General features: G+C 53.9%; 26 protein-coding genes. 14 read left to right on the top strand and 12 right to left on the bottom strand.

Annotated features, from left to right (window positions below):
- Window positions 1-106: 106 nt before the first annotated feature.
- Together LA756_RS15400 and LA756_RS15395 are read right to left on the bottom strand one after the other, a co-directional pair.
- Window positions 107-1,120 carry a DUF1559 domain-containing protein gene (locus LA756_RS15400; RefSeq protein ID WP_224435609.1) on the bottom strand — a complete coding sequence of 338 codons (1,014 nt, stop codon included), beginning with the start codon at window positions 1,118-1,120 and terminating at the stop codon, window positions 107-109.
- A 311-nt stretch (window positions 1,121-1,431) separates the two neighbouring features.
- Entirely contained in the window at window positions 1,432-1,821 is a 390-nt protein-coding gene (locus tag LA756_RS15395; protein WP_224435608.1) for a hypothetical protein, read from the bottom strand.
- Window positions 1,822-1,975: 154 nt separating this feature from the next.
- Between LA756_RS15395 and LA756_RS15390 the strand changes: the two genes are divergently transcribed.
- On the top strand, window positions 1,976-2,413 hold the full coding sequence (locus LA756_RS15390; RefSeq protein WP_224435607.1) for a hypothetical protein: 438 nt from the start codon (window positions 1,976-1,978) through the stop codon (window positions 2,411-2,413).
- Between the two features lie 31 nt (window positions 2,414-2,444).
- On the opposite strand, the gene LA756_RS15385 is transcribed toward LA756_RS15390, so the two are convergent.
- On the bottom strand, window positions 2,445-2,843 hold the full coding sequence (locus tag LA756_RS15385) for a hypothetical protein (RefSeq protein WP_224435606.1): 399 nt from the start codon (window positions 2,841-2,843) through the stop codon (window positions 2,445-2,447).
- Between the two features lie 380 nt (window positions 2,844-3,223).
- Between LA756_RS15385 and LA756_RS15380 the strand changes: the two genes are divergently transcribed.
- The 3 genes from LA756_RS15380 to LA756_RS15370 all read left to right on the top strand — a co-directional run bounded on the left by LA756_RS15380 (window position 3,224) and on the right by LA756_RS15370 (window position 5,714).
- Window positions 3,224-4,225, top strand: coding sequence for a DUF1559 domain-containing protein (locus tag LA756_RS15380; protein WP_224435605.1), 1,002 nt, complete (start codon window positions 3,224-3,226; stop codon window positions 4,223-4,225).
- 24 nt (window positions 4,226-4,249) lie between these two features.
- Entirely contained in the window at window positions 4,250-4,642 is a 393-nt protein-coding gene (locus LA756_RS15375) for a hypothetical protein (RefSeq protein ID WP_224435604.1), read from the top strand.
- A 217-nt stretch (window positions 4,643-4,859) separates the two neighbouring features.
- Complete coding sequence (locus tag LA756_RS15370; protein ID WP_224435603.1) at window positions 4,860-5,714, top strand: hypothetical protein; 855 nt, start codon at window positions 4,860-4,862, stop codon at window positions 5,712-5,714.
- A 9-nt stretch (window positions 5,715-5,723) separates the two neighbouring features.
- On the opposite strand, the gene LA756_RS15365 is transcribed toward LA756_RS15370, so the two are convergent.
- The 5 genes from LA756_RS15365 to LA756_RS15345 all read right to left on the bottom strand — a co-directional run bounded on the left by LA756_RS15365 (window position 5,724) and on the right by LA756_RS15345 (window position 11,492).
- Entirely contained in the window at window positions 5,724-6,167 is a 444-nt protein-coding gene (locus tag LA756_RS15365) for a hypothetical protein (protein WP_224435602.1), read from the bottom strand.
- An 89-nt stretch (window positions 6,168-6,256) separates the two neighbouring features.
- The gene (locus tag LA756_RS15360) at window positions 6,257-7,315 is read right to left on the bottom strand and encodes a DUF1559 domain-containing protein (protein WP_224435601.1); all 1,059 of its coding nucleotides are present in this window, start codon (window positions 7,313-7,315) and stop codon (window positions 6,257-6,259) included.
- Window positions 7,316-7,591: 276 nt separating this feature from the next.
- Window positions 7,592-7,999: a hypothetical protein gene (locus tag LA756_RS15355; protein WP_224435600.1), complete on the bottom strand. Its 408-nt coding sequence runs from the start codon at window positions 7,997-7,999 to the stop codon at window positions 7,592-7,594.
- Between the two features lie 78 nt (window positions 8,000-8,077).
- On the bottom strand, window positions 8,078-9,160 hold the full coding sequence (locus tag LA756_RS15350; protein WP_261362038.1) for a DUF1559 domain-containing protein: 1,083 nt from the start codon (window positions 9,158-9,160) through the stop codon (window positions 8,078-8,080).
- Between the two features lie 307 nt (window positions 9,161-9,467).
- Window positions 9,468-11,492 carry a tetratricopeptide repeat protein gene (locus tag LA756_RS15345; protein ID WP_224435599.1) on the bottom strand — a complete coding sequence of 675 codons (2,025 nt, stop codon included), beginning with the start codon at window positions 11,490-11,492 and terminating at the stop codon, window positions 9,468-9,470.
- Between the two features lie 256 nt (window positions 11,493-11,748).
- On the opposite strand from LA756_RS15345, the gene LA756_RS15340 reads away from it, so the two are divergent.
- The 5 genes from LA756_RS15340 to LA756_RS15320 all read left to right on the top strand — a co-directional run bounded on the left by LA756_RS15340 (window position 11,749) and on the right by LA756_RS15320 (window position 16,371).
- The gene (locus LA756_RS15340; protein WP_224435598.1) at window positions 11,749-12,291 is read left to right on the top strand and encodes a hypothetical protein; all 543 of its coding nucleotides are present in this window, start codon (window positions 11,749-11,751) and stop codon (window positions 12,289-12,291) included.
- A gap of 506 nt (window positions 12,292-12,797) precedes the next feature.
- Window positions 12,798-13,799 carry a DUF1559 domain-containing protein gene (locus LA756_RS15335; RefSeq protein ID WP_224435597.1) on the top strand — a complete coding sequence of 334 codons (1,002 nt, stop codon included), beginning with the start codon at window positions 12,798-12,800 and terminating at the stop codon, window positions 13,797-13,799.
- 118 nt (window positions 13,800-13,917) lie between these two features.
- Window positions 13,918-14,373, top strand: coding sequence for a carboxypeptidase-like regulatory domain-containing protein (locus LA756_RS15330; protein ID WP_224435596.1), 456 nt, complete (start codon window positions 13,918-13,920; stop codon window positions 14,371-14,373).
- Between the two features lie 151 nt (window positions 14,374-14,524).
- Window positions 14,525-15,019: a magnesium-dependent phosphatase-1 gene (locus LA756_RS15325; protein WP_224435595.1), complete on the top strand. Its 495-nt coding sequence runs from the start codon at window positions 14,525-14,527 to the stop codon at window positions 15,017-15,019.
- Window positions 15,020-15,114: 95 nt separating this feature from the next.
- Entirely contained in the window at window positions 15,115-16,371 is a 1,257-nt protein-coding gene (locus LA756_RS15320) for a hypothetical protein (RefSeq protein ID WP_224435594.1), read from the top strand.
- 18 nt (window positions 16,372-16,389) lie between these two features.
- On the opposite strand, the gene LA756_RS15315 is transcribed toward LA756_RS15320, so the two are convergent.
- The 4 genes from LA756_RS15315 to LA756_RS15300 form a co-directional block, all read right to left on the bottom strand.
- The gene (locus tag LA756_RS15315) at window positions 16,390-17,013 is read right to left on the bottom strand and encodes a hypothetical protein (protein WP_224435593.1); all 624 of its coding nucleotides are present in this window, start codon (window positions 17,011-17,013) and stop codon (window positions 16,390-16,392) included.
- Between the two features lie 98 nt (window positions 17,014-17,111).
- Complete coding sequence (locus LA756_RS15310) at window positions 17,112-18,476, bottom strand: PhoPQ-activated pathogenicity-related family protein (RefSeq protein ID WP_224435592.1); 1,365 nt, start codon at window positions 18,474-18,476, stop codon at window positions 17,112-17,114.
- A gap of 111 nt (window positions 18,477-18,587) precedes the next feature.
- Entirely contained in the window at window positions 18,588-19,574 is a 987-nt protein-coding gene (locus LA756_RS15305) for an HAD family phosphatase (RefSeq protein ID WP_224435591.1), read from the bottom strand.
- A gap of 84 nt (window positions 19,575-19,658) precedes the next feature.
- Window positions 19,659-21,215 carry an arylsulfatase gene (locus tag LA756_RS15300; RefSeq protein WP_224435590.1) on the bottom strand — a complete coding sequence of 519 codons (1,557 nt, stop codon included), beginning with the start codon at window positions 21,213-21,215 and terminating at the stop codon, window positions 19,659-19,661.
- A 352-nt stretch (window positions 21,216-21,567) separates the two neighbouring features.
- On the opposite strand from LA756_RS15300, the gene LA756_RS15295 reads away from it, so the two are divergent.
- The 5 genes from LA756_RS15295 (at window position 21,568) to LA756_RS15275 (ending at window position 26,259) form a co-directional block, all read left to right on the top strand.
- Complete coding sequence (locus LA756_RS15295) at window positions 21,568-22,377, top strand: hypothetical protein (RefSeq protein ID WP_224435589.1); 810 nt, start codon at window positions 21,568-21,570, stop codon at window positions 22,375-22,377.
- 241 nt (window positions 22,378-22,618) lie between these two features.
- On the top strand, window positions 22,619-23,722 hold the full coding sequence (locus LA756_RS15290; RefSeq protein ID WP_224435588.1) for an alkene reductase: 1,104 nt from the start codon (window positions 22,619-22,621) through the stop codon (window positions 23,720-23,722).
- A gap of 231 nt (window positions 23,723-23,953) precedes the next feature.
- Window positions 23,954-24,466 carry an RNA polymerase sigma factor gene (locus LA756_RS15285; RefSeq protein WP_224435587.1) on the top strand — a complete coding sequence of 171 codons (513 nt, stop codon included), beginning with the start codon at window positions 23,954-23,956 and terminating at the stop codon, window positions 24,464-24,466.
- 30 nt (window positions 24,467-24,496) lie between these two features.
- Window positions 24,497-25,840, top strand: coding sequence for a FecR domain-containing protein (locus LA756_RS15280; RefSeq protein WP_224435586.1), 1,344 nt, complete (start codon window positions 24,497-24,499; stop codon window positions 25,838-25,840).
- A gap of 188 nt (window positions 25,841-26,028) precedes the next feature.
- Window positions 26,029-26,259, top strand: a complete 231-nt coding sequence (locus LA756_RS15275) for a hypothetical protein (RefSeq protein WP_224435585.1) — start codon at window positions 26,029-26,031, stop codon at window positions 26,257-26,259.
- Window positions 26,260-26,391: the final 132 nt, after the last annotated feature.

The raw sequence follows: 26,391 nt of genomic DNA, 5'->3' as shown, positions 1-26,391 counted from the left end.
CAAGGATTGTTGTGGGAGAAAGTCACAGCCGCGCATGGGGCCGGCGGGAAGATAGGCTTCGCGCCGGCCGACGGACGGTAAGTTTCGCGTAGGCGAACGCCGGGGCTTAGAACTGACCCAGCACGTTGCCATCTTGGCGATCGCACAATCCTGTCAGGATCGAGAAGTCGATGTTCTCTGGCACAAAACGCACCGAACCATCGACTTGGGCACCAAGCATTCCGCCGGGATGAGCCGAGGTGAACGAGACGTTGTGCTGATAGGCAGCCGTGTTGCCGTCGCCACCGTAGGTGTTGATGCCATGACGCAGCGTTGTGACGTTCTGCGTCCAATAGGTCGACCCGGAACCGTTGCTCCAGATGCCGCCCAGGTAGGTCGACGAGCGAAGATCAAGCTTGGAACCATCCGGGGCGTATTGATAGTCAGACTGTTCGCCGATCATCAACGTGTTCGAGGTGCCGTCGGTAACGCTATGAAAACCGATCGGCGAGACTCGGGCGGGGCAGCCGACTTCTTCGTTATCGCCACCGACGTTGATGTAAGCGATGGCACCGTTAGGAACTTGTTCGCCGTAGTACAAACTGCAGCGAGTTGACGTCGAGACGTCGCTGGTCGTTCCGCCGGTGAAGTGCGAACCATGAACGCCGACGTAGTTGCCGGTCTGTACGGTGATGTCGCCGTTGGCGTTGGTGCCGTGCGACTTGCGATCTTCCAAGGGAGACGAAGGGCAGTTGAGACCGGGAATGACCACGTTATCGATCAGTGCCGCGTTGGGATTCGGCCCTTCCTGCATGGTGGAATCGCCGGCGAAGACGTAGTTGTCGTAGATGGCAGACTGCTCGATGTACGGCAGCAGGCGAACGATCCAAGAGGCACCCCGGCGACGTGCCCCGGAAGAACTTTGCGGGTCGGCGGCGTACACCATTTTGCTGTAGGTGTCGTGATAGTTATGCACAGCCAAGCCCAACTGCTTAAGCTGGTTGCTACATTGCATCCGCCGAGCGGCTTCACGGGCCTGTTGAACGGCTGGCAGTAGCAGGGCAATCAAGACACCAATAATGGCGATCACCACCAACAGTTCGACGAGCGTAAAAGCGCCTCTTCGTTGTCCAATGGTCATGAGCAAACGTACCTTCATTCGGGAGCAAGAAATAGAAAAATGCGTCTTGCATGAAGGAGCGTTTCACCGAACAAACCGTCGTCGACGGATGGTATTAAGTTGCGTCCTGGGGCGGACGAACGACGTTAGGTTTGAACGTTCTGAGGATGGCTAAAAGTGGGGCAGCCAATTGCATCCTAGAAGAAGCCGTTTCGCTTGTCTAGTTTGTAAAGTATTTAATGATGACGAACGTTTTGATTAAAAAAGGAACCCTTTTTTCTATCCTTCGCCGGGGTGGCGTGCTGTCGGTTTTCGATACTTGAGACGCGAACTTAGGCTTCCTTTTGCGAGTTCACGACACTCGCACCGACGCTGTAGATGACGCCCAGCATAATAAGAAAAAGCCCCAGTGGAATGAACAAACAGATCAGCGGGATGGGAAACACGAGTGAAGCGATCCCAACGATGACAAACAGCCAGCCCCAAAGAAAGCAACTTCCCGAGCGGGACCGAAGCTTGTAGTACTCGGTGACTTTGGGAGATGAAGGGGCGTAGGTTTCTGGCGGAACGTTGTGCGAATGTTGATTGGCGAGAGGGCGGACTTTGCTCAGCGTGATCTGTTGTTGCCGGGCATATTCGCGGACCGCTTCTTCGTCGGCAAATTCCATCAACCGACTAACAGGCATTCCGTTGGCAGCAGTACCAGTGATCGAGAACTTCACGCAGCGATACTTTCCAAGGCAGTTATCAAGAGAAGCAAACGGAGAGGTAACGAATATCGCCCTAAGGTAACTAGCTTCAGGAAGCGAAGCAACGTTTGCTGGGTTATGGTTACGGAAAATTCGGTTTCATCCTGCTACGAAAATGGATTCTCCTTTGAGCTCGCGTCGATTCTTCATCGTCGATCTGCTTTTGCTGCAAGCGGCTTTAGGGGTAGCTTTCTTTTTGCATCCTTACTTCGGATTGATCGGGACTGGGGTCCTTAGCTTGTCAGGAGCGCTTGTCGCACTCTTTGTCGAGCCGAGCGAAATCGTCGAGACGTGTGAAATAGAGAAAGTCACGTCCCATATCCGTTTGGATAGAAGAATCCTCAGCGGCCTTATCGGAGCTGCATTCGGTAGCAGCGTTGGCTTCTTCGCCATGGTGATTTTGGTGCTGGGAGGCGTTTTGTCGCTCGACTGGTTTGTTGATGTCGTGTCGGCAAGCTGCCTGATTGGGGCAGCCATTTGCGTAAGCTTCACCAGCATAGGTTGGCGACTCTCGCGAGTCACGCGACTGATCTATGCAATGGTATTTGTCTTAGGCAGTGGCTGAACACGATGGCGATTGAGAATGCAGCGATCGGTCACGCTGATTCGTCCGAGATGGTCTCGACTCCGGGACGACTCCAGGGATAGTAAGCAGCACTTACCATGAAAAGCAGGAAGGACATGGGGAAGAGCTGACAGCCTACCACAGGAAAGGGGGTCAACAACGAAATCGATCCTCCAGCGAGGCACAGAATACCACCGAGACTGGCGTGCAGACTAATCTGGCGGCGGCGTTCATAGTCCGCTTTAAGCACAGCCGGATCTTCCGAAGGAATATGGTACTCAAGCGATTGCCGCGGCGTCATTGCACGGATTCGATGAACGGTGATCTGATGCTGCTGAGCATATTCGCGGACCGCTTCTTCGTCCGGTAGGTCAACCAGGCGACTGACCGGCATTCCGTTGGCTGCGGTTCCGTTGAGAGAGAATTTCACGCGGACGAACTTTCTCGGTCGTTAGATTCGGGTACGTGTTCCTGGTGTTTTCGCGACACATTAATCTCGTGCGACGTAACTGATTTCATGACAGGGCTTTGGGGAATATTGCCAGTAAACTCAAAAATATTGCGTTTAATGTGCAATAAAGCTAACGTCCTACTACGAATGAGTGGTGGTACCCACCCTGCGGCTACCCGAGCGTTCGACTCATTTCAGCGTTATCTTATGACCCCTTAGCGGGGAAATAATGCAAAAAACCTTGCCAAAGCTTGGTGCCTTTTCGAATTGCTCCCTATATTCCCATCTGTAGGCGGTTTAGGTAACCCCTTGGTGTAGCGGCTCGGTTCATCATTTCTTGTTTATAGGTTTTGCTTGTCATGAAGAGTTCTCGTTCCGGCTTCACGTTGGTGGAGCTTTTGGTGGTGATTGCCATTATTGGTGTCTTGATCGCGTTGCTTTTGCCTGCCGTTCAGCAGGCCCGGGAAGCGGCTCGCCGTTCGCAGTGCGTCAACAATTTGAAGCAGCATGGCTTGGGCCTGCACAACTTTCACGACACGTTCAAGCGATTCCCTCCGGGGACGACGAATAACATGTCGCCGTTCGGCACCGCCACGGGACGTAAATGGGGTACCGGCTGGATGGTGCATCTGTTGCCATTTGTCGAACTGGGCAACGTCTACGACATTGTCGATTTCAGTCAGCATTGGAACGACGGTGCGATGAGCGATGCTTGCGGCGCGGATGCCGGCAGTCCTGTCTTTCCGATTTACGAATGCCCTTCCGCTTCGCTCTCGAAGGAACTGTGCGATCACGAAGTGAAAACGATGATCGCGGACTACGTGGGGATCGCCGGCGTGGTGAATGGTTTCGCAGGCGTCAGTGGCGGAACCGAGTATGCCTCGGAAACTGGACCAGCCACCACAAACGGCGTGCTGTACTACAACAGCAAGACAGGCTTCAACGATTTGACCGATGGCAGCAGCAACACGATGGCCATCAGCGAAGTGGGGGCCTGGCTCGAGAACAGTTCCGGCAACCGTGTCGATTACCGCAGCACGTACTACGGTTTCAACATGGGAACGATCGGTAACAACAACAATGGTACCGTGCTGCCGACGGGTAACCGCGATGCTCGTTTGTTCAATCTGACCGCACTTCGGTACCCCATCAATCGAATTGGTCCTTTCGATAGCCAGTGCGATACCGACGGTGTTTGTGCCAATTACGGCAACAACGCTCCTTTGCGTTCCGAGCACCCCGGCGGCGTGAACGTTTTGTTCTGCGATGGCTCGATTCACTTCATTCCGGAAACGATCGATCTGCCAACGTTCGGCAACTTAGCCGTCCGTAACGATGGCAACGTGGCGACGCTTCCTTAATTCGAGTCAGCAAAGGACATCATCATGCGAATGGTACTACTTGCCATGGGGCTGCTCGTCCCCATGGCTTTGGGATGCACGGCATCCGAGTCGAACGACAACCGCCTGGCCGTTTCCGGCACAGTGACCCTGGATGGCAAACCCCTGGAAACGGGACGAATTAGTTTTGTTTCGGAGCAAGATGTCGCCAACGGCATCCCGCCAGCGTCGGCCGAAATTCAGGATGGTAAATACACCATCGACTCCACACCCGGCGAAAAGGTCGTGAAGATCTCAAGCCGCGTCGAAACCGGCCGCGATCAAGTCACCGATGAACCCATTACCAAAGAAACCATCCCGGCTAAGTACAACAAAAAGTCGGAACTGACCACCACAGTAACCGAAGGTGGCGAAAACATGGCCAACTTCGAGCTGTAAGAACGTGGATAGATAACGTGCGACACTATGCCCACCGGACAGGGCGACGTTCGTAACGTACTTCCAAACCGTGATAAGGACCTGGCCGCTTTCGCTTTGCGTGAGCGGCTTTTTTTATTCCTGGGCCTTCACCAAAAATTTACTCGTGCAGGTGCGGTTCAATCTTTATCCTGTGGGTTTGCTCAGCGGTTGTTGTTTGGTTTGAGAGGGAAGAGATATGAGCTACAGCGTGACGACTTACTCGCTTTCTTTGGACAAGCTGCAAGCGGTGTGTGGATCAGGCGATACTTCGCTGCTGCAAGAGATCATCACCAAAGAATCGGAACGGCTCTTGGGCGTTGATTCGATGGGGGAGTATTTCGAGGACTTCGAGGAAGAAATTGAGAAAGAGTACGAGGCCTATCGGCAAGGAAATTTCTCTTATCAGCACGAGATCTGGGAGCCGATTGAAGAGGATGACGACGAGGAAGAAATCATTTCGGAAGAAGACCGCGACAAGTTGCTGGAAGCTTTGAAATCAGGCGACAACGCTACCGCCGCTTCCTTGGTCGAGCAGGCACTGGGTGACGACTTCTTCGGCGACGATGATGACGAGCCCTACGACGAGGAAGACGACCAGCCGCAGCGCGAACTGACTGCCGGCGGGGCGCTCGCCGATTTGCTGTTGGCACGACCCACCGACCCCAGCTTCGGCTACAAGTATGGTTACGCACTGGAAGCATTGTGTGCACACCTAGGCAAGACCCATCATCCGGCCGCGTGGTCGGCGATTAACTTCCGAGCGATCGATGCGATTAAACAGGTCGTGCCGCCGATGCCCAGCGGCGAGAACATAGAAGGCATCTTGCATCGCGGATCGCCGGTCTCGATGCCGCAGCCGGACGACTTTCCGTCGATGGGATATTTGAAGCTTGCCGAGATTGAAACGTTACGTCCGCTGGTGCAAAAAGCGATCGTCGCGTGCGACGGCAATAAGGAGAAAGAGTGGGAGCAGGAAGCGTTGGCCGAACTGCAAAGCTGGCTTGATCAGGCCACCGACGCTGGCGATGACCTGGTGTTTTTCTATTACTGAGCGGAAGCGTTAGTCTTTCAGATCGAAGACCAGCAGCGACTCGCCTTCTTCGGTTACTTCGGCGGTGAGACCAGAATTGATCGGATCGCCGAACTTGGCCGGGATGTGAAAGATGGTTTCGCTTTTCAAGATTTTGTTGCCGGTCGGATCGTTGGGGTCTTGTTCTTCGATGAGCTGGCTTTTGTCGATGCCGACCTGATACGACCCAGGGTGAACGCCATCGCCAGGGTCGAACGTACCCATCGCGGCGACACCGGAAGAGTCAGTCAGTCCGTTGGCGTACTTTCCATTCTCACCAACGAAGATCACCACGGCTTCGGCGACTGGCTGATCTTGGTAAAGGACTTGGACGTCGAGTGGAACGAGGCCCGGCGCGGTCGTTCGTCCGCAGCCGACAAGCAGAGGAACGATCGCCAGCAGGGCGAATGCAAGGGATGAACGTGCGATTGTCATAGGGCACCTTGGGCGGATAAGGATGAGCTGGCAAGAGAGCAGGGCACACGCACTACTGAGCGGCGATGTGCCCTGGAGTTGGCAAAGCTTTAGTTGGCCGAAGCGACTTCGCCACCAGACTTCGTGCTAAGTGCACCCCACACGCCGTAGCTGCTAGGGCTACCGGTGTCAGGATAGCCGCGGTAGTTCGCCCCTTGGTTACCGGTATCGATGGTTTCGGGAATGAACTGCACCGAGCCATCCATCATGCCGACCATGACGCCGCCAGGATGGTAACTGGTTGGCGACAGCAAGTATTGGCTACCACCATGGCTGGAACCATCGGCGACGAGAACCGAGTTTGGAGGCGTTGCGGCCATGACCGCGGTAAACAAGATTGCCCCGTCCCAAGCTCGATAGCCACGTGCCACGCCAGGAAACGATCCGGCCGTCGAGATGTACTGATTGGTCGACTTGTTGAACAGTGGTACCAGCGATACAGGAAACCAGCTCGTCGAGCCAGGCTTCAAAATAATCGCTCCGAAGCTTCGATCAGACTGCGGACGAACACCTTCGGAAACGCCCATCGTGTTGCTGGTGCCGTCGACGATGTCAGACATGCGAACCCAATGATCGTTGAGGAAGACGCCTGAGTGTTGGTTGCCGCTGGTGTAAGTTCCGCCGGGATACGAGCGGTAAGGACGATCGCCAACGAAGAAGTAATAGTCGGCAACGCCGGTGGTTGCATCCGGAGAAACAGGCGATGTTTCCGGGCCAGCGTTACTGGGGCAAAGGAACGTGTCGACCGTCGACGTCCAGATGGGGTCGGTGTTGGAATAAGAACCAACGGCCGACTGCATGCCTTGATAGTAGATCGCGTTTTGTTCCATGTACGGCAGAATCGCGAAACGCAAATTCAAGCGATTGTTACCAGCGTAAGAGGCCGCGCCTCGAGGGTTCCCTGCACGCAGCGCTGGAAACGCGTTGTAGGCATCGTGATACAAATGCAACGCCATGCCGATCTGCTTGGTGTTGTTGCTGCATTGCATTCGGCGAGCGGCTTCTCGCGCTTGTTGTACCGCAGGCAGCAGCAGGGCGATGAGAACTCCGATGATGGCAATCACCACCAGGAGTTCGACCAGGGTGAACCCGGTAGGTCGTTTGTTCATGGTTCAGACGCTTTGGCGAAAAGGATGAAGAAATAGATGCCGGCAGGGCGCAGTCGACAAGACAAGTGAGACCGCGAAGGAAGTACGTCATCTGCTGATGACTCGTTCTATTCGTAAGTGAATACTAACAAATCGAAATGCAGGCAAAGACGGACTTCCTGGTATAAATCTAATTATTTGCTAGGCATCGAGAGGGGGCAACCTTAGTGATTTCACAAAGCGTCTTAAGAATATTTACAGGAGCGGTGACGTTCCACCTGAAGTAAGGGTGTCGGTTTACGGCAGTTCAATGACGTACTGCTGGCGGTCGACATCAATCTGTTTGACGAAGACCTCTTTCTTCGCCTTCAAAATCTGACTGTCATCGGCATCGCTCAGGTTGTTAAAGTCGTTGATACGGAGTTTGCTGGTATCGACGACGGCAATCGTCCACTCAGCAGGACCTGCGGCGACACCGATCGGAGCACGGAACTTCCCATCGACAACTCTTGCTGGCACCGTGCGACCGCTGTCGCCTGCGGATGTCGGATCGATATGCATTTCGGCATAACGGACTGGCTCGCCATTGAGGCGGACTTCTCCTTCCACTTGATAGAAGTCGAGGCCGCTGGCCCCACAGCCGCCGAGGCAGGCAGCAAGCGAGGCGAACAGCGACGCCAAAAGAACGGAACGAATCGAACGCATGACTTTCCCCTGGAATTCAGAACGTGAACGAAGGGGCAACAAAATCTGCCCCTTCTGAAGCGAACGTAAACGCATCGACTAATAACCGCCGACGACGTAGCCATCGGAGTTGGCCAGGAGACCCTCAAAGACCGAGTCGTACGCACCCGTGGAAGTCTTGTGGTCGATGTTCTCGCTCAGAAAACGGACCGAGCCATCGCATAGCGCGAATTGAGCCCCGCCTGGGTGAGCGGAAGAGAAGTTGCCGGACGCTTTCAAGCTGATCGCATCGATCGAAGAGTCGGGGTAAATTCCGTTGATCCCTGATCCGCCCATGCCGAGTGCGTTTGAGGCGCCATGTCCTTGCGTGGGGCCTTTGGTGGAGATCGCGAAGTACATCGCTCCGGCACCCGACGTGATTTTCGCACCACCAACGTTGTAGCTCCAAGCTCGTTCGCCGATAAGGATGGTGTTCGTCGAACCATCGGTGATGTCACGGAATCGCGTGTTGGTGTTCACATTGAAAGGGCCTTCTGCCCAGCCACCGAAGTTCATTTGGAACCAGCGATCGGCACTGCAGCACGTCAGTGCGTCTCGGCCGCGGCCCATGTTACCGACGTAATTGGAAAGCGCCAGAATGTTGTTGTGAACCGTCCCATCGGCATCTTTAACGCCGGTGTGCTTGAGCGAAGGACGATCGGTTGTTTCGCCTGGCTTCGGGTCAGAAGGGCAGTTGAACGTGGGCATAGGAATGGAAATGGCCGCTCGAACGTCTGCGTTGGTCATCGCATGAATCGCGTCGATCCGCCCGACGCCAAGCCGTTCGTGCATGGCCGATTGTTCCATGTAAGGAAGGACCAACGCGGTCCACGCCCAGTCTGGTCCGCCGCGCCATTCGCCGCGCGCGATCGGTCCGCCGCTGTCGCTACCGGTATAACGATCGGTCTTTTGATCCCAACTGCTGATCATGCCGATCACCCCGGAAGGGAACGACTTATTGGCATCGGCGTATGTGTGACATGCCAACGCAAGCTGCTTCAAATGGTTGCTGCACTGCATGCGTCGTGCTGCTTCCCGGGCCTGTTGCACGGCCGGCAAAAGCAAAGCGATCAGCACGCCGATGATGGCAATGACGACGAGAAGCTCTACGAGAGTGAATCCACGTTTCAGACGAATGGTCATTGGTATGGCCCCAAGAATAGAAAGAAATAAGAGAGCGATAAGAGGGTGCTCGCGTCGTGCGGTGAGGAGAGCACCTGACTTGCGCGACCGACCGGGAAATCAGATGAGCCACTTACTTCCCAGGTGGTGTAATCAATTTCTTAGGGCAATTGGAAAAACACGTCTTGGCGGATCGGATTCGAACTTTCGCCCCCGAATTGCAATATAAGGGGCTGTTGAGTTTCCTTACGCGCAGCCGCACATCCGGATGAAAACGATGCGTTTCCGCCGGATCGTAGTAAGAGGTGAGGGCTTGGAATGGATGGAGCTATCGCTTGGTAATCTCGCCGTGGCCAATCAACTTCCAGTTCTTTCGGTCCCACGACCATGTGGCTTTGTCGGCATGCAGGCGAACCCAAAGGTGACGGTCCATCGAATAGAGTTCGATGAACTCTGGCGTATGTCGGATCTCACGGAAGCGATTCGTCGTATAGCGTTCTTTCTTCTCGAGCCATTCGATACCGATCCGCGTAAACTCGCAAGGGCGACCTTGTTCGTCCGCCTCAAGCGTCAACTTTTTGAAGTGCAGACTATCAGGCTGCGATCCCTCATAGTCGGGCTGGTTGACCTCGAAAAGAACGCCCAAGTTCTTAGCTAGAATGGTCGCCTTCTTTTTGAGTGGTTCGGGATGATCGGCGGCAGCGAATGTTTTCAGAGCGGCAATCGATCGATCGGTATTCTCTTGCGAGATTGGATAAGCATCGACACGCATCACAAACTTCTCGAAACCTCGGAGACCATTCTCTTGCATCGACTTGTCTTCCGATTCCAGAAGCGAAAGCAACGCGGTGATCCAAAGGGTGTCCCATTCAGGATGCTGGTCGTGCTTCCAGAAGATCTGATGGTTCAGCGATTTGCCTTCTCGCAAAATGGCAAGTTGCTCTTCGATCAATGCTGTTAGCTTCTGCTTTTCTTCCGCGACGAGTTCGTCGTACTCGTGCAGCTTGCCAATCGATTCTTTCACTGCTCGCGTCTGGCTCGCTTCGTCTGCCCAGGCTTTGGCATGTTCGCCCATTTCTTTGTAGATGATCGAACGATTGTTGCGCAATGCACCTGAGAGAGGACTCATCGACATGGCCATGTTCAAGTCGGCCAATGCCCCGTCGTGATCCCCTGCGTCTCGCTTGACCATGCCACGGAATCGGGGCCAGTCCGAATTTTCTGGCTCAAGCTCGACCATCTTATCCCAGTCTTTGATCGATGCTTCGTAGTTGCGTAGCTCTTCGTGAACATCGGCACGAGCTCGGTAGCCGGATGCGTTTTCCGGTCTTGCTTCCAGGAATGTGCTCAGATCGGCAAGGGCTTTTTCCCAGTCTTCCATCGCGATGAAAATCTCGGCGCGACGAACGACACGAGCCGCATCGCGAGGGTTGAACTCCATGTACTTGGTCGCATCGAGCATCGCTTTTTCGTACTGCTTGGTGAACTTGTATGCCATGCTGCGATACGAATACATGCACTCTGATTCGGGGTCGTGCCAAATGACGTACGTGGCGTGGCGAATCACCTCTTCGCTTTTGCCATAGCCATGCAGAGCACGGACGTAGTGGTAACGCGCCAACAGCCAGTCAGGCTTCGCTTCGACGACCACTTTCAAATCTTGCACGGCGGCTCTACAGTTGCCATAAGTAAAACGTACGCCCAGCAGTAGGTAAGCTCGGTTGTAGCGGGCATCGAGATGATTGGGATCGATTTCAATCGCCTTCGAGAAGTCGCCGTACGCTTCGGCCGTCTTCCATTGTTCGATGAAGATCTTCCCGCGTGCGAAGAGGACGTCAGGGTTTTCAGGCTCAAGCTTGACTGCTTCGTTTAAGTCCGCTTCGGCTTTATCGAAGTGGTTAAGACTCAGCTGAAGCTTGCCTCGCTCGGCAAGGATCGCCGCCGACGGTCCTTGCAATTTCATGTACTGCGTCAAGTCGGTGATGGCGCCTTCGCGTTCTCCTAATTCTGTTCGGATGCGTGCGCGGGAAAGCCAGAGGTTCGGGTCGTCGAGCGATGTTTGCAGTTTGGCAGTGATTCGATCGATCTCTGCTTTCTGCATGTCCCGAATCTCTTTGGCTCGCTGCTCGGCAACACGCTGTTCCTGTTTGGCTTTCTGCTCCGCTTCGGTGAGCTTTTTCGCACGCTCGTCGATCGGGCCGACAAGTTCTTCGATCGACTTTAAGTCTTGGGCTTCCCCAGGCTCGCACCCAATGCCCCACGCGGTGGAAGAAGTGCCGTGCATCGCTACGGCAATGGCCAAAGCCAATAGGGAAAGCAAACGCAGGATTGAGAAACAGTTAGTATGCGGCATAGGTTCGAAACGTTGTCGAAGAATAGCGGTAGGCGGACGGTCAGAATAGGGCTCGACTTGCGTTTTAACGTAGGGTGAGCGGCGCGTGATTGCAAGGAAATATTGAGGGTGTCGCGATGAAGTTGATTCCCTCAAAAAACGAGATTGCGTTTGGGGAGAACTTTGCCCGAAGTTTGTTTAAGATTGATGTCTGGCCGTCGAATAACTGCCTGATTGTTTTCGCAACATGCCGATCTGATCTCATTACACGAATGCCATGGCTTTGATTCCTTTAAATTGTCGCAACTGTGCAGCACCGCTTCAGGTCCCTGAGGATCTGAAACATGTGACTTGTATGCACTGCGGAACGCAATTGGCTGTCGTGCATGAAGGGGGAGCGGCCTATACCGAGAAGCTTGATCAGTTGGCCGAACGGACCGAGAAGATCGAGGACAAAGTCGACCAACTGCATCGTCAACAGCAGATTGCCAGCTTGGATCGCGAGTGGGAGCTGGCTCAACAAGGATTCTTGGTCAAAGGGAAGGATGGTCATACGTCGATCCCTTCGGCCGGAGGCGCTATATTCTCGTGCCTGGCGGGGATTGGCTTCTGCATCCTTGCGACGACCATCGGATTGAACGCCTCCGAAGGAATGAGCGGTCCTGGTCCGGGTCCACAGGTGATCTTCCCTGCATTCGGCGCACTTGCGGCTGTCGTGGGAATTGGAACAGGGTTTTGGCAATTCGTCAGAGCGGACCAGTACCAACAAGCAAAACGCCGCTACGAATCGCGACGACGCAAACTGTTAAGCGAAGATTAGTCAGACCGTTCCCCATTGCTGTTTTCGCTTAGCCGCAGGGAGGTCACGCGGCGAAATGGCCTGCATGAATGTGCTCGTGGGAACATCTTCTTCTTAAAGCCCGCGATTGGCCAAGCGTCCGCTATGCTAGCAGCCAAGAGAAAGAAATATCAAAAATAAGTCGGTAAATTCTTGCACGCCCCCATCGTGTTCTTTTAGGTGGTCTGACGTGGCCTTCTAGTAGTGATAATAGGTGGGTTGGTTGAGAAATGTTACCTCCTGCTAGGGGTTTACGCTTCCATATATTAGGTGAAAAAAGGCAGTGTTGATGCGTTGCTGGGTCATATAAGTGACCGTTAATCGTGTGGAAGGCCGCGAACGGTGCCCTCTGGACCGATTTAGGGGTGGAATTAACTCAGGAAATACGAGAAATATTGTGACTGAGCAACCAAAAGCCATCGCCAGCCGGCCAGCTCGCGGTGGTGCTTTTCCTTTTCTTATCTCTTCTCGTGCTGGAGGCTCTTTTCATGAATCGTATTGCGCTTCAAAAGCGGGGGTTTACCCTCGTTGAACTTCTCGTGGTGATCGCCATTATCGGTGTGCTGATCGCACTTCTTCTTCCCGCGGTGCAGCAGGCTCGTGAGGCTGCGCGGCGTATGCAGTGCACCAACAATCTGAAGCAGATTGGTATCGCGATGCACAATTTCCACGATACCTACAACAAAGTGGTTCCGATGAGCCACGAGGACTTTGGGGATGAAAATACCCATGGAAACTGGGGCTGGGCTGTCGACTTGATGCCGTTCTTGGAACTGAGCAACACCTACGACGCGCTGAATCCATCGTACGGTAACAACAAGAACAACTACTGGCCGTACAACGCAAGTTCACCGAAGAACATCTTGCACAACGCCGTTAACGACGCCACGTTGCTGGGCATCATGCAGACTCCTGTCGATGCGTTCATGTGTCCATCCACTGCTGGGCCGGAATTGAACGAGTCGAAGCCGATTCCTTACGACAGTGGAAATGGTGATAAGTACCTGGCCCGGGCCGACTACATCGTCGCCAACGATGCGGACAACATCGATCGCCAAGACTGCGATGGTTCGTTCGTGTGGACGCGTTACGATTCGCCGCTAACGTTCGCTTCGATTACTGATGGCTTGTCCAATACCATTTTCGTGGGCGAACGTTGTTACACGCTCGGCGGCGAGTTGATCGGAAGCGGCGTGGTTTACGGGCACGCTGGTAACAACGACGGAGCTGGGGGCGGTGCGACAACGACAGGCTTTTTCTACATTGCCGGTAGTGGCTTGATGCCGATCAATTCGACCAATGGTGGTTCGGACAATGATCATCGCCAAGGGTTCGCATCGAATCATCCTGGCGGAGCGAACTTCGTGCTCGGCGACGGTTCGGTTCGTTTCATTCCGGAAACGATCGACCACAACACCGATGATGCTGCCAACAGCACGTTTGAAAACCTGATCCAACGCAACGATGGTCAGCCGTTGGGCCGCTTCTAATTGCTGGCGATTCCGAGATCGTTTTTCGAGGCGTATCAGCGCGGCAGATGATGCTGCCGTGCTGACTGAGGCTACGAACTCCCCCAGCATTGCAATCGGTGCAAAGAAGGTGCTCGCGATGAAAATTTCAACCTGGGCTTCGACGTCCGGAGTGCTGCTGCTGGCGGTCGCATGTGTGATCGGCTGTAGCGGCACCAGCAGCGAACATGGCCATGTGACAGGAACCGTAACGATCAACGGTTCTCCAATTCAAGATGCGACGGTGACGTTCGCCCCAGCAGGAGGCGGGCGATCGGCCATCGCGACAACGCAGGCCGATGGTACGTATGAACTGAACTACACGCCTGGCGTAAAGGGTGCCAAGATCGGAAGTAACACCGTACGCATTACCACCTATTCTGCCCCAGAACTAGACGATAATAACCGTGTCGTGAACCCCGGTAAACCGGAACGTTTTCCGCCAGATTACAGTGGCGGTAAAGAGATAACTGTCGACGTCAAACCAGGCGAAAACACGTTCGACTTCACCATTGAAGCGGACAAAGAAAAGTATCCTCCGCCGAGGGAGTCGTAATTCGCTGCGTCCTTTTGATCCAGCACGAGGGGCAGAGTCTTTCTTCACGGGAGGGAAGACTCTGCCCCGATTCTTTGGGTAGGGATAGCAAGAGCCGGGAACGATTTGCTAGAACCAAGGAAGCGTCTGTGTTTCCGAGGAGTAAGCTGGTTTGTTCGTCCCTCGCTTGATTGTGTTCGATCTCGATTTCACGTTGTGGGATTGTGGAGGCACGTGGTGCGACTGTTTGTCGCCGCCGTTTCGCGTGGATGGTGCGAGGATCGAGGATCGGACGGGACGTCTTGTCCGGCTATACGACGACGTGCATGCGATTCTGGAGTATTGCGATACGGAAGAAATACCATTTGCCATAGCGTCGCGAACGGAACAGCCGACGTGGGCTCGGCAACTTCTTGAACATTTGGCGATCACCGACCGGTTCGCATTCGCGGAGATCTATCCCTCTTCCAAGCTGCGTCATTTCGCTGCGCTGAATCGCGCAAGCGGCATCGATTATCGCGAGATGTTGTTCTTCGACGACGAGATGCGAAACATTCGCGAAGTAGGCGGACTGGGCGTCGCAAGTATTTTCGTTCGCGACGGAATGACGGCCGATCTCTTTCATGACAGTCTCGCAGATTTCGCGGCAGGCGCGAAAAACGCTTAATGCATGTTGCCCCGGCCATTCGCATCTTGCCGGCGAAGCGGTTATCTTAGGCAGATTCCCGCCAAAAGTACCTGCCTTAGTTGAAAGAAACCTCGATGATGCGCTGTGCCGTAGTCTTGGCTCTGAGTCTTGTATTAGCCACGTTTGCTCCGGAGTGGATCGAAGCGGGTGAGCTGTTTGTTTCGCCAAATGATTTTCAAGGTAGCGACATCGAACGCATCAATCAGGCCATTGATGCCGCAGCGAAGACCGGTCAGCGAGTTATCGTTCCGCGAATCAATCACTCCAGCGATGGCGCCAAAGAAGTCTGGCTCTTAGATTCGGCGATCTTGGTGAAGTCGAACACGCATCTGGTGCTGGATAACTGTCGTCTTAAGCTTTCTGATCAAGCACGGGACAATATCATTCGGAGTGCGAACTGCGGGCTCGGAATTACCGACATCGCACCAATCGAAAACGTGACGATCCGTGGTCTGGGGCTCGCCGTATTAGAGGGAGCAGATCGCCCCAGGGCGACCGGCGACTCTGCAAAGACGTTGGGCGAGCGGACCTACGGCACCGATGCCGGTGTGAAAGGGGAGAGCCAAACCGGAGATTGGCGAAACATCGGTATCTTGCTGGCACACGTCGATCGGTTTCGTGTCGAGAACATCGAGATCCGTGACCCGCATTGCTGGTCGATTTCTTTGGAGCGTTGTTCACGCGGAACAGTTCGGGATGTTTCTTTTCAGATGGAAGAAACGAGAACGATTGATGGTAAAACCTGGAAGGTGTTGAACCAAGATGGTTTGGATCTGCGGCAAGGATGTCATCAGATAGTGATCGAGAATATCCGCGGCGTGACTGGTGACGACTTGATTGCACTGACCAACATTGTGGGAAACGTTGGACCAGGCACTGATCATTCGACAATGGTCAGTGGTTCTCATCGCAGCGAAGATGACTCGGATGATATTCGAGGAATTTTCATTCGTAACGTGCAAGGACATTCCCAGGGAGGACATCACGTGGTGCGACTGCTCAATGCCGGCGGACTCAAGATTTATGACGTCCTGATCGATGGATTGATCGATACCTCGCCACCGCATCGTCCATGCAAAGCGACCATTAAAATCGGCGATGCGAATCCAGCTTGGGGTGGCGTGACACCTCTGGGAGATACGTCGCAGATTCTCGTCGATCACGTCACGAGTCGCTCGCGGTATTCGATCTTAATCGCCGGATCGCTGAAAGATTCGATCCTAACGAATATCGTCCGGTGGCGAATTGCCGGAGACGTGGTGACGTATGCCTCCGGGAAAGAGAATGTGCAGAACGTGCTGATAAGCAACGTGGTGCAGCAGGGAGAGTAGCCGCATGGTCCGCTTGGATTACTGCAAGCCTAATTGCTTTTCGCGATCATCTTCGTAGATCTCATCGAAGACCAGAAACGTTGAGAATCTTGGTTGAAGTTGCCCTCGCTCATTGAACTGGCCGACGAGCTTGGGGAAGACTTTCATGAAGTGACGCAACTTGAGGGCATGGTCGGTGTCTAGTTCGACGGTCGCTTGCAAGGGAAACGTGGCCAAATCACTCGGCGGAAATTGCTTATCAATCGCCGGAAGAATGGCATCGATATCTGCAATTGGCGTACTGTTTAACGAGAGCGAGCGGATGGCCCCATCGTCGTCAGCACGTACAGATACTTTCAAAGGGGCCTGTAACGCAAAACGAACGTGCCCGGGACTGAACGGGGGCATGACGACCGGGTAAGTGGTGTCGATATGCCGGATACGAAACTGCTGGATGCCTAGCTGTTGGCACGCATCGACGACGGCTAACAGATCGCCGAAAGTCGCATTCGGATCGAGCTCTAAGTAAACGGTGAGATCACTGGCTTGCCATCGGTCAGGCGTAAGTTGGTTGACTTCTTTTGGCAACCACTGCGAAAACTTGGCAGGAGCAAGAGTTTCCTCCGGTGCGACATGCACATGACCATCTTGTAGAACAGTCATGTCGATTTGGCGCCGACTTGAGGAGCTCTGGTCGCAAGCAGAAGCGGTTGCGACCATCCCTGCGATCAGTAGGACGAGCATTCGTTTTGACGACAAGCTCATGGAGCGTCTTCCGCACTTAAAACTCGAATGGTCGTGCTGAGGTAGAACGGCACTTTGTCGTGGGCGTAAACGACTTCGGCGAACGTGGCCTTGTAGCCTTCCTGCGGAGGAGTAATCTCGATGGAGGCATCGCCTGATTCGTTCCGTGGCACCACTTGGCTCGTCCACTTCGCTTTACGGAAGTCACGCGTTGGCGATTCGGCGGTCCACAGATGAACCACGGCCGCTTTTTCGCCAGGAGAAACATTCAGCTTTAATGGTACGTTGCCGCCGGAGGTGACATATTGCCACGACAGATCGGGGAGGTCTTTCTGATGGTCCACGTGCCGGCGTAGTGCTCGAAGGCCGCCGAAGATACGAATCCAATCGTTCGCTAAATCGTGATCGGCGTTGGGGACGTAGACGATATGCTTTTCGCCTTCGATATCGTCCCAATAAAGGTTCAGCGAATCAACCGTCCAGAAGCTATCGTTTGTGCCGAGGAAGATCAGTTTCGGTTGCTGGATCTGCGGCAGGTAGTGGTATGGATCGACGATAAGACGGAGTTTCTGTCCTTCTTCGGTTTCCATCCGCTGCGGCAGCTTTAAGTCGGTGTAGTCGTGAATACGCGGCGATAGACTGCCGTAGGTCTGCTGCTGATGCTTGAGTTGAGCGTCCATCTTCAGCGTGTCGATCACCATTGGTGCGAGGCCCTCGACGCGTGGGTCGATGGCAGATACCAGCCATGTTGTCCAGCCACGCTTCGATGCCCCCGTCACCGTAAAACCATCGATCTTGATGTCGAGTTGCTCTTTGGCGTAGGCCTGAACGGCATCCATTGCTTTAGTCGTGCTTTTGACCATCGGAAGCAGTAGCGGCCAATCACTTTCGCCGGTGGTCAGGTACTTGTCGAACGTATGGGCAATGATCGCATCTTCCTTCTTGCCGTCGAAGATCGGTTGTTGCGGGACATTTAAAAGAATGGCAATTGGGCAACCAATTTGTTGGGCGTAAACCGAAAGCAGCGTCGCTTCCTTCGGCAGGCCAAGCTTGCCATCTTGCGGCGGTTGCTCGTACTCGTCTTTCCACGAGCCACCGGCAACAACAAGCACGGCATCGGTTTCTTGAGGTACGCCGGACGGCAGAATCACGAAGAGACGGTGCTTCCAAACGATCTCTTTCCATGTCTGAGAAGTGAGCGTCAATTCCGTGACGTCGCACGTACCAATCTTTTCGGTGTGACGAATTTTCCAGGCATAGCTGTCGTCAGGTTTTTGGACATAAGCCTTTAAAGCTTCCGCAGGAGCTTGAGCTTGGATAGCAGGGGCCGCAGAAGCGAGAAAGCTGAGGGCGAGAATGAGAATTGAAAGGCGGGCAAGCATGACGTGGAAACTCCGAGGCAAACCATCGACAAAAATGCCCACGGCCAATCAGCCGTGGGCAACGTCATATTACTTACTTTTCAGAGGCCATGCCAGTTTCATGGCAATCGACTATTTGTCGCCGACGAATACTGTTTTCCAGTCGTCTTTCATGCTGACCACGGTCCAGCCATATTCCTTGGCCGCTTTCAACGCGGTCACCAGTTTGCCGCTGGAGGGCGGGTCTTTGTCGTAGGCATAGGCTCGCTCCGCGTCGGTGTGATGCACGATCAAGCCGAAGCTAGGATACTTATTGCCGATGGTGACATACTCGATCATTTCCTGATCGCCATCCGAGTTGCCAAACGCGGCGATCGGTTTGCGACCGATGAAATGCCAGATTCCGACCGGCTTGCCCGCTTTGTCGTCGACGAAGAACTGGTCCATCGTTTTCGTGAGTGTGGGCTTACCGTCGACCATTGAAAACTTGGCCAGCGAGTTGGAGCCGACGACCTGATTCGGCGGAATTCCATACACGCGATGCGAAAAGACACGCATAAAGTCAGCTCCACCTCCGGAAACGATAAATGTCTGAAAGCCATTCGCGCGAAGGTATTTCAGCAGCTCCTGCATCGGCTGATAGGTTATCCCCGGCAAGTTGTATCCGAAGCGTGGATGCTTGAACGTCTTAATCCAGTTGCGAACGTTTTGGTCGTACTCGTCGGTCGTCATGCCGGCGTGCGTGATTGCCAAGATTTCCATCAAGCCATCGTAGTGATCACCGGCCAGCAGTTTGTCGAAGTCTCCGTTTAACGCGGCTTGAACCATGGGGTTCTTGGCCAGCTTCGGTTCTTCGGGGACGCGTCGTTTAAGTTCGTCCAGAACATAGTAGATTTGCATCGGCAGAGGCGCTTCACACCAAAGCGTGCCGTCGTTGTCGAATGTTGCAATGCGGTCATACTTGGGAACGAAGTCTTTGCTGCCTTCGGTGGTGACTTTTTCGACAAAGTCGATGATCGACTGCTTCGCCGCGCCATCATTCCAAGAAGGAAGCGGATCTTCCTGACTGAAAGCAATTGAGGGAATCAATGCCAAGAGGAAAAGCGAGAGCCATTTCATGGTTTAGTTCCAGCAAGGGATAAAAAAAGCTTCCGCCGCCTGGGGATACCAGACGACGGAAGCTTCGTGTTATTGCCAATCAAATTAGCGACCGCGAGCGGCGTTTTCAATCTGTTCCTGTACTTTTTGCAGGTTAAATGAGCCAGGCGTTTGGCTTGGGGGATAGTCTGCCATTGATTTTAAGAAATTAGCAGCTACCTGTTGCATTGGAACAATAACGAATGCTCGATCGAGCCACCAGTCGTGATAAGTATTCGAGTTGTGTTGGGCTTTTTCGAACGGATCGCGGCGTAAGTGGAACAATAGTGGAACACGTAGCTCCACAAACGGTTCCCGCCAAATTTGAAGCGTCTTTTCACGGTTTTCCAGGAAGACCGCTTTCCAATCGCCCAGGCGAATCGCCACGATTTGTCCGTCGTCGTTGACGTAGATGAATTCTTTTCGCGGCGAGTCTTCAACTTTGCCCGAGAAGTAATCAAGCATGTTGTAGCCGTCCGGGTGATTGCGGTACTTTCGGCCGTTCAGCTCGACACCTTCCATCAGCTTTTCTTTGATGTCTGGAGCACCTGCAGCCGCAGCCAACGTAACCATCCAGTCTTCGTGAGCGACGATGCCATTGCGGACTTCGCCAGCTGGGAATTTACCTGGCCAACGAACGTAGCAAGGAACCCGGTAAGCACCTTCCCAGTTCGAGTTCTTTTCGCTGCGGAAGTGAGTCGTGCCTGCGTCTGGCCAGGTGTTGTAGTGAACACCGTTGTCGGTGGAGTACATCACCAGCGTGTTGTCGGCAATGTCGAGCTTGTCGATCAAGTCCAGCAGTTCGCCAACCATGCGATCATGTTCGACCATACCGTCATGATATTCGTTGCCGCTCTTGCCAGAGATGCCGGTGTTTTCTTCCTTCACGTGGGTGCGGAAGTGCATACGTGTGGCATTCCACCAGACGAAGAAAGGCTTGTCCGCTTTATGCGCACGTTCGATGAAGTCTTTGGCTGCGGCGACCGTTTCTTCGTCGACCGTTTCCATACGCTTCTTCGTCAGAGGCCCTGTGTTTTCGATCTTGCCGTCAGCGGACGACTTGATCACGCCGCGTGGACCATACTGTTCGAGGAAGGTCTTGCCGTTAGGCAGAACGTAATCGCGTGGATAGTCGCGATTTTCTGGTTCTTCTTCCGCATTCAAGTGATACAAGTTGCCGAAGAACTCATCGAAACCATGGTTGGTCGGCAGGTGTTCGTCACGATCGCCGAAGTGGTTCTTACCGAACTGCCCGGTGACGTAGCCCATGCTCTTCATGATCGTGGCGATGGTGCAGTCGGTTTCTTGCCAACCTTCTTTTGCGCCTGGCAGACCGACTTTGGTCATCCCGGTACGAACAGGAACGGTACCACCCATGAATGCCGCGCGACCGGCGGTGCAGCTTTGCTGACCGTAGTAGTCGGTGAAAAAGAGACCTTCTTTAGCGATACGGTCGATGTTAGGCGTCTTATAACCCATCATGCCGCGGTTCTGATAACTGATGTTCCAGTTACCAATGTCATCGCCCCAGATGATCAAAATGTTCGGTTTGTCGGCTGCCTGGGCTGCTGCACTGAGCAGCAGTACGGCACAAGTCGCCAGTAGGGAGCGTGTCCAAGTCATAGGTTCGCCTCGCAGGGAGAAAGGGGGAAGCATGTTCGTGAATCAAAGTCGTAGTTGCTGGCGTAAAGAACGGTCTCGATAAGAAAAGATCTTTCGCTCTGCGTGATGTCAGATGGGCCGACAGCAATCTCGCACAGGAGGCAGGCGACTCGTCAAAATTGTTCTGAAGAGAATGAGATGTTCCATCTGAAATCTAGGGAACCTTGGTCGGTCCCGCAACCACTTTCGGGGGAATTTCATAAAAACCGTAGTGAGAAATTTATGTGGAATTTCCTGACGTGCGACGAAACGTTAAGCTGCTGCCGTGATTTCCCGCCGCTTGTCCTTGCTGTCATAGCTGACCGAACGAAATATGAAAATTAAACAAATAGCCATTGCATGTGTTTTTCTGCTTTGGGGTGGACTTCATGTTGCGGTCAGCCATGCCGAAGAGCCCACGTTCGAGAGATGGGATCGGGCAATTTGCTTGTTGGAGCAGCAAGTCGACAAAGAGAATAACAAGCAAAAATTCGACTGGTCGACCTGCTTTCTACTTCAAGACGAACATCACATTACGTTGGTTGCCACTGCCCACGGAGCTCGATTGACGAGTAGTAATACGAAGGTCATCTTTCGTCGTGCCAACGGTGAAAGCGGATTGTTAACGCTAGGGCAACTGAGTGCCGGAGAAGGCAATCCGTGGCGATTCCACCCCAACGCCGATGTCGCGGTGATGCGGCTGGACGATGTGGAAGAAGCAAATGAACTTCGTAAGGAACTCGTTCGCTTGGCAATCCCGCGAAAGAATGTCTCGGTAACTTTGCCGCGTCGATCAACCTCGGTCGAAATGGCCGGGTATCCCCTGGGATTAGGAATTCAAGGAGTGAATCAGCAAACCGAAACCTCGCCGTTAGTGGTTAGTGGCGAGATCGCATCCCGTGAACTGCCATTCTCGACGAAGTGGGGAAGCGAGTCGATCATTCTGGTCCAAGTCGCAGCGCCTGGGGGGATTAGTGGCAGCCCTGTCTTTCGACGGGAAGAGTCCCCGGAAACGTGCGAAGTTTTGGGAATGGTCATGGGTTACGTCCGCGAAGATTCCTCCGGTTTGATGATGAGCAAAGTCATCCCAGGACATGTGCTGATCGATGCGATCGAAGGTGCTTACTCTCGTTTTTCGGAGTAATGCGACACAAAACGGCAGCTTCGTCGACCCGTGGCTTGGTGTATCGATTGGTCTAAGTTGTTTATTTGAAAGTGGTTAGGCGGTATTCCATCCTAAGGTGGCGGGCGAAAATAGTTTTCGTGTAAACTTTTTTCGCGTAAGGTGAAACGGCTCACGCAGCGCGGCATCGAACTGTTACGTAAGCGCGGCCCTGTGCCGCATTGTGCTGACCGATTGTTTCGATGCGACCAAGGATTTGACAATGAGCCATAACGATTCGCCCCTGTTTCAGCCATTCGATTTGCGTGGACTTGAACTCGCCAACCGTATTGTGATGGCCCCTCTGACGCGGGCACGTGCTGGCAAAGACCGAATCGCGAACGATTTGATGGCCGAATACTACCGGCAGCGATCGTCGGCAGGTTTGATCATTTCGGAAGCGACTTCCATCTCGCCTCAGGGGAATGGTTGGAACGAATCGCCTGGCATCTATTCCGACGCGATGGTCGAGGGTTGGAAGGGAGTCACCAGCACCGTTCATGGTGAAGGAGGCAAGATCTTTCTCCAGCTTTGGCATACCGGCCGCGCTTCGCACAGTAGCTTCCACGATGGTGAGCCGGCCGTGGCTCCATCGGCAATCATGATCGATGACGGCGAACTGCAGCACACCCCCAAGGGAAAAGAGCCGCGGGAAGTTCCTCGGGCGCTGGAAACGGACGAGATTCCTGGCGTCGTGCAGGACTACGCCAAAGCTGCCGAGCGAGCCAAAGCGGCTGGCTTCGATGGCGTGGAAATCCATTCGGCGAATGGTTATTTGCTGGACGAGTTCCTTCAATCGAAGTCGAATCACCGTAACGATCAATACGGCGGAAGTATCGAAAACCGCTACCGCATGCTTGATGAAGTCGTCCAGGCGGTCAGCCAAGTCTGGGGAGCTGAGCGAGTTGGCGTTCGACTCTCTCCGAACGGCGTTTACAACGGCATGGGGTCGCCTGACTATCGCGAACAATTCACCTATGTCGCCCAGCAGCTGAATCGCTACTCGCTGGCCTACTTGCATGTGATGGATGGAACCGGGTTTGGATTCCATGAACTAGGCGATCCGATGACACTCCAGGAATTCCGTAAGGTATTCGACGGGCCACTGATGGGGAACGTTGGCTATACGCGAGAATCAGGCGAGCAGGCCATCGAGCAGGGGGATGCCGACTTGATTGCCTATGGGCGGCCATTTATCAGTAACCCTGACTTGGTGACTCGATTCGCAGAGAACGCTCCGCTGAATCCTGAGGCCGATATGAGCACGTGGTATACCCCGGCCGGGGCCGAAGGCTATATCGATTTTCCGACTTTAGATGCTGTTTAACTGATTACACGAAGCGTGACGTCCCTTGGCCCGCGAATGTCCAGGCATTCGCGGGCCTTTTTGTTTCCCTACCGGAAAAATGAGCTCGGATCGCTCGCTGCTGATCTATCGGGGAGCGAAACCGCATGAAATGTCCCAGATTTTATGTCAGGTTCTGCATCGGAAGTCGTTTTCTTAGTAGGACGTAAGCATAGTGAAGTAGTCCTGAATACAGCGAGAAACGCAAAGCGGATGCAAGAAAGTGACGTGGTTCGTGTCCTGCTGGAGGCTCGAGTTCGTTTGACCGTGCCGATCTGGTCGATCGTGCGCGAAACGCAAGCAGTGGAAGATATCTTCCAAGAGGTGGTCCTCAGGGCACTTCGGCAATGCGACACGATCCAGGACGAGAATCATCTTTTGGCATGGTCGCGGACGACGGCTAAGAATCTAGCCGTCGATTGGCTGCGTCAACGCGGACGATCCCAAGTAATGGATGGCGGTGCAATGGACCGCATCTGGGCCATTTCGGACGAGCAGTCGCAGGCCCTTTCCGATCGCCAGGACGCACTGCGGTTATGTTTAAAGAAGGTACCGCAGCGACAGCGAGAAATGTTGCAACTGCGTTACGGCGAAGGCCTCAGCTGTTCGGAGGTCGCCAAGCGAGTCGGCGCGTCGCTCGACGCCGTTTACAAACGCCTGTCACGAACGCATCGAGAGTTACGCCGATGTGTCGAAGGGACGCTGCTGGGGGAATCGAATGGCTGATCAGGGGACGCATCCCGTATGGGGCGAGGCATGAACGAGAATCATCCACAACCGAACGATCAGTCGATGTCCGACGATGATCTGCTGGACTTAATCGTACGTTACCACGACGACGCACTCGACGAGTTCGAGGTGGCGGCACTTTCCGCTGCGCTCGAAGGGGACGATCGTGCGTTGGAGATCTTCCACCACGTCGGGCTTCATGCGTTAACCATCGCCGAAGTGACTCCTGCCCAGCTGAAACCTTCCACCAAATCTCGTTCTAGTTTTCGATGGTGGGGCGTTGGTTTGGCGCTTGCGGCAAGTGTGGTGATTGCTGCGCTCGTGGGAACGATGGCGGCTCAGCCGCAAGCCGTGGCAAAGCTCGTGGAAGTTCACGGTACGGTAACACTTGCGACGCCTGGAGGAGACTCCCGCGAGTTAAGCGTCGGCGATTCCATTCCAGCGGATACACGTTTGTCGATACGTTCGGTCGGAAGTTCGGCAACGTTAGAGTTTCCCGACAAAACACGCGTGCGGCTATTTGATACGAGCGAGATCTCTTGTCGCGAAGAAGACCAGAAAGAGATCCACGTTTACTCTGGAAACGTCGTTGCCGATGTTCAGCCGCAACCACCTGGCCGACCATTGATTATGATTACGCAGCAGTCAGTGACGGAAGTGCTGGGAACGGTGTTGGCCATTCAAGCTTCGCCGTCGCGGACCGACGTCGATGTTGTCGAAGGAACCGTTCGTGTGAATCGAACTGGTGATCGAAGTACTGTCGATGTTTCTGCCGGGCAAAAGACAACCGTTTCACGCGACGTTCCGCTGAAGAGCCATCGCCGCGAACCGACGCCGATTGCTTGGGGATGCGACTTTGAAGATGGTCTGCCGACCGATTGGCGACGCGGTATCCTTATACAAGATCGCTTGCCGAGCGGGTCACATCATGGAGTTCTTGCCGAAGCCAGGTCAGGCTACACCGACCCTTCCACAATCTGGTACGAGATCGAAACATACAATCGTTGGAGCGAAGGGCTGTTCACGGTGACCGAGGATGCTCGAATGAAGCTGAGGCTGCGTGCGGATCAGTCGAGATGGGTCCAAGTCGTTCTCTTGACGCGTTCGACCGACTTTCAAGGGCCCGAGGGAATCTTCGAGTATGTCATGTCAGACTACGATCGCACGCGATCAGGCGATTGGCAGACGTTTGATATTCCACTTTCCGACTTCAAGCGGACCGTTAAAAATCCTGATATTGGCTACAAAGAATCGCCCGTCAATCCACCCAAAACAGGCGATGTGGCCTTCAAAGTGGTTATTTCTACACAAGATCGTGATTTGGGCACGATCGTCGACGAACTCTACTTTGGGCCAGAGTCGTCGCCATAACCGTTACCAGCGGATTGTTCTTCGGCTCCCCCGCGCGGCGTTTGTAAGGAACTTGCAGAAGTTTCACGCAACCGTTTCTTGGAACGCTCGATGATCTTATTGGCAGGCAAGAAGCCACAAACAACGGCACGGAGAGCTTGATCGTTTAACGTGCCGGAAGTTGGCACTTGTCGATAAGGTTCCGAGCAATGGTTACATTCGACTTAGTTCAGTGGGAAGATGCAGTACGAACTGCGTTGGGAAGAGGAGGGCACCTGGTCGCATTGTTGGTCGCGATGGTTTTGATCGCAACCTACATGAGTGGCGGCCATCTGCAAGAGAATCCGGCCAAGTTGGTTATCGGCGGTTTCTTTGTCGGAGCCCTGCTGGATATGGCTTTCAGTCTTTGCTGGTACCAGGTTCACGGCTCGAAGGCTTAGGCCAAGCCCGTTTCCCCCGCCGATTTTTTTACGACCGTCGATCCCCACCGACTCTACTCCTCAACGTTTGCTTCTGATTGCTGCATCAGAAATCTCGCTTTCGGACTTTTCTTTCACCGAATAACGAGGCCT

This window comes from Bremerella sp. TYQ1 (assembly GCF_020150455.1).
Classification (GTDB): Bacteria; Planctomycetota; Planctomycetia; order Pirellulales; family Pirellulaceae; genus Bremerella; species Bremerella volcania_A.
Note: the sequence above shows the minus strand (reverse complement) of the source record. Positions and strands in the feature narration are given on the sequence as shown.

Excerpts from the sequence above, each read along its gene's own strand:
- LA756_RS15350 (WP_261362038.1), bottom strand. The coding sequence starts at position 9,160 with ATGACCATTCGTCTGAAACGTGGATTCACTCTCGTAGAGCTTCTCGTC.
- LA756_RS15380 (WP_224435605.1), top strand. The coding sequence starts at position 3,224 with ATGAAGAGTTCTCGTTCCGGCTTCACGTTGGTGGAGCTTTTGGTGGTG.
- LA756_RS15355 (WP_224435600.1), bottom strand. The coding sequence starts at position 7,999 with ATGCGTTCGATTCGTTCCGTTCTTTTGGCGTCGCTGTTCGCCTCGCTT.
- LA756_RS15300 (WP_224435590.1), bottom strand. The coding sequence starts at position 21,215 with ATGACTTGGACACGCTCCCTACTGGCGACTTGTGCCGTACTGCTGCTC.
- LA756_RS15315 (WP_224435593.1), bottom strand. The coding sequence starts at position 17,013 with ATGACTGTTCTACAAGATGGTCATGTGCATGTCGCACCGGAGGAAACT.
- LA756_RS15275 (WP_224435585.1), top strand. The coding sequence starts at position 26,029 with ATGGTTACATTCGACTTAGTTCAGTGGGAAGATGCAGTACGAACTGCG.
- LA756_RS15370 (WP_224435603.1), top strand. The coding sequence starts at position 4,860 with ATGAGCTACAGCGTGACGACTTACTCGCTTTCTTTGGACAAGCTGCAA.
- LA756_RS15295 (WP_224435589.1), top strand. The coding sequence starts at position 21,568 with ATGAAAATTAAACAAATAGCCATTGCATGTGTTTTTCTGCTTTGGGGT.
- LA756_RS15330 (WP_224435596.1), top strand. The coding sequence starts at position 13,918 with ATGAAAATTTCAACCTGGGCTTCGACGTCCGGAGTGCTGCTGCTGGCG.
- LA756_RS15285 (WP_224435587.1), top strand. The coding sequence starts at position 23,954 with ATGCAAGAAAGTGACGTGGTTCGTGTCCTGCTGGAGGCTCGAGTTCGT.
- LA756_RS15360 (WP_224435601.1), bottom strand. The coding sequence starts at position 7,315 with ATGAACAAACGACCTACCGGGTTCACCCTGGTCGAACTCCTGGTGGTG.
- LA756_RS15375 (WP_224435604.1), top strand. The coding sequence starts at position 4,250 with ATGCGAATGGTACTACTTGCCATGGGGCTGCTCGTCCCCATGGCTTTG.
- LA756_RS15340 (WP_224435598.1), top strand. The coding sequence starts at position 11,749 with ATGGCTTTGATTCCTTTAAATTGTCGCAACTGTGCAGCACCGCTTCAG.
- LA756_RS15290 (WP_224435588.1), top strand. The coding sequence starts at position 22,619 with ATGAGCCATAACGATTCGCCCCTGTTTCAGCCATTCGATTTGCGTGGA.
- LA756_RS15400 (WP_224435609.1), bottom strand. The coding sequence starts at position 1,120 with ATGACCATTGGACAACGAAGAGGCGCTTTTACGCTCGTCGAACTGTTG.
- LA756_RS15345 (WP_224435599.1), bottom strand. The coding sequence starts at position 11,492 with ATGCCGCATACTAACTGTTTCTCAATCCTGCGTTTGCTTTCCCTATTG.
- LA756_RS15335 (WP_224435597.1), top strand. The coding sequence starts at position 12,798 with ATGAATCGTATTGCGCTTCAAAAGCGGGGGTTTACCCTCGTTGAACTT.
- LA756_RS15310 (WP_224435592.1), bottom strand. The coding sequence starts at position 18,476 with ATGCTTGCCCGCCTTTCAATTCTCATTCTCGCCCTCAGCTTTCTCGCT.
- LA756_RS15365 (WP_224435602.1), bottom strand. The coding sequence starts at position 6,167 with ATGACAATCGCACGTTCATCCCTTGCATTCGCCCTGCTGGCGATCGTT.
- LA756_RS15280 (WP_224435586.1), top strand. The coding sequence starts at position 24,497 with ATGAACGAGAATCATCCACAACCGAACGATCAGTCGATGTCCGACGAT.
- LA756_RS15305 (WP_224435591.1), bottom strand. The coding sequence starts at position 19,574 with ATGAAATGGCTCTCGCTTTTCCTCTTGGCATTGATTCCCTCAATTGCT.
- LA756_RS15320 (WP_224435594.1), top strand. The coding sequence starts at position 15,115 with ATGATGCGCTGTGCCGTAGTCTTGGCTCTGAGTCTTGTATTAGCCACG.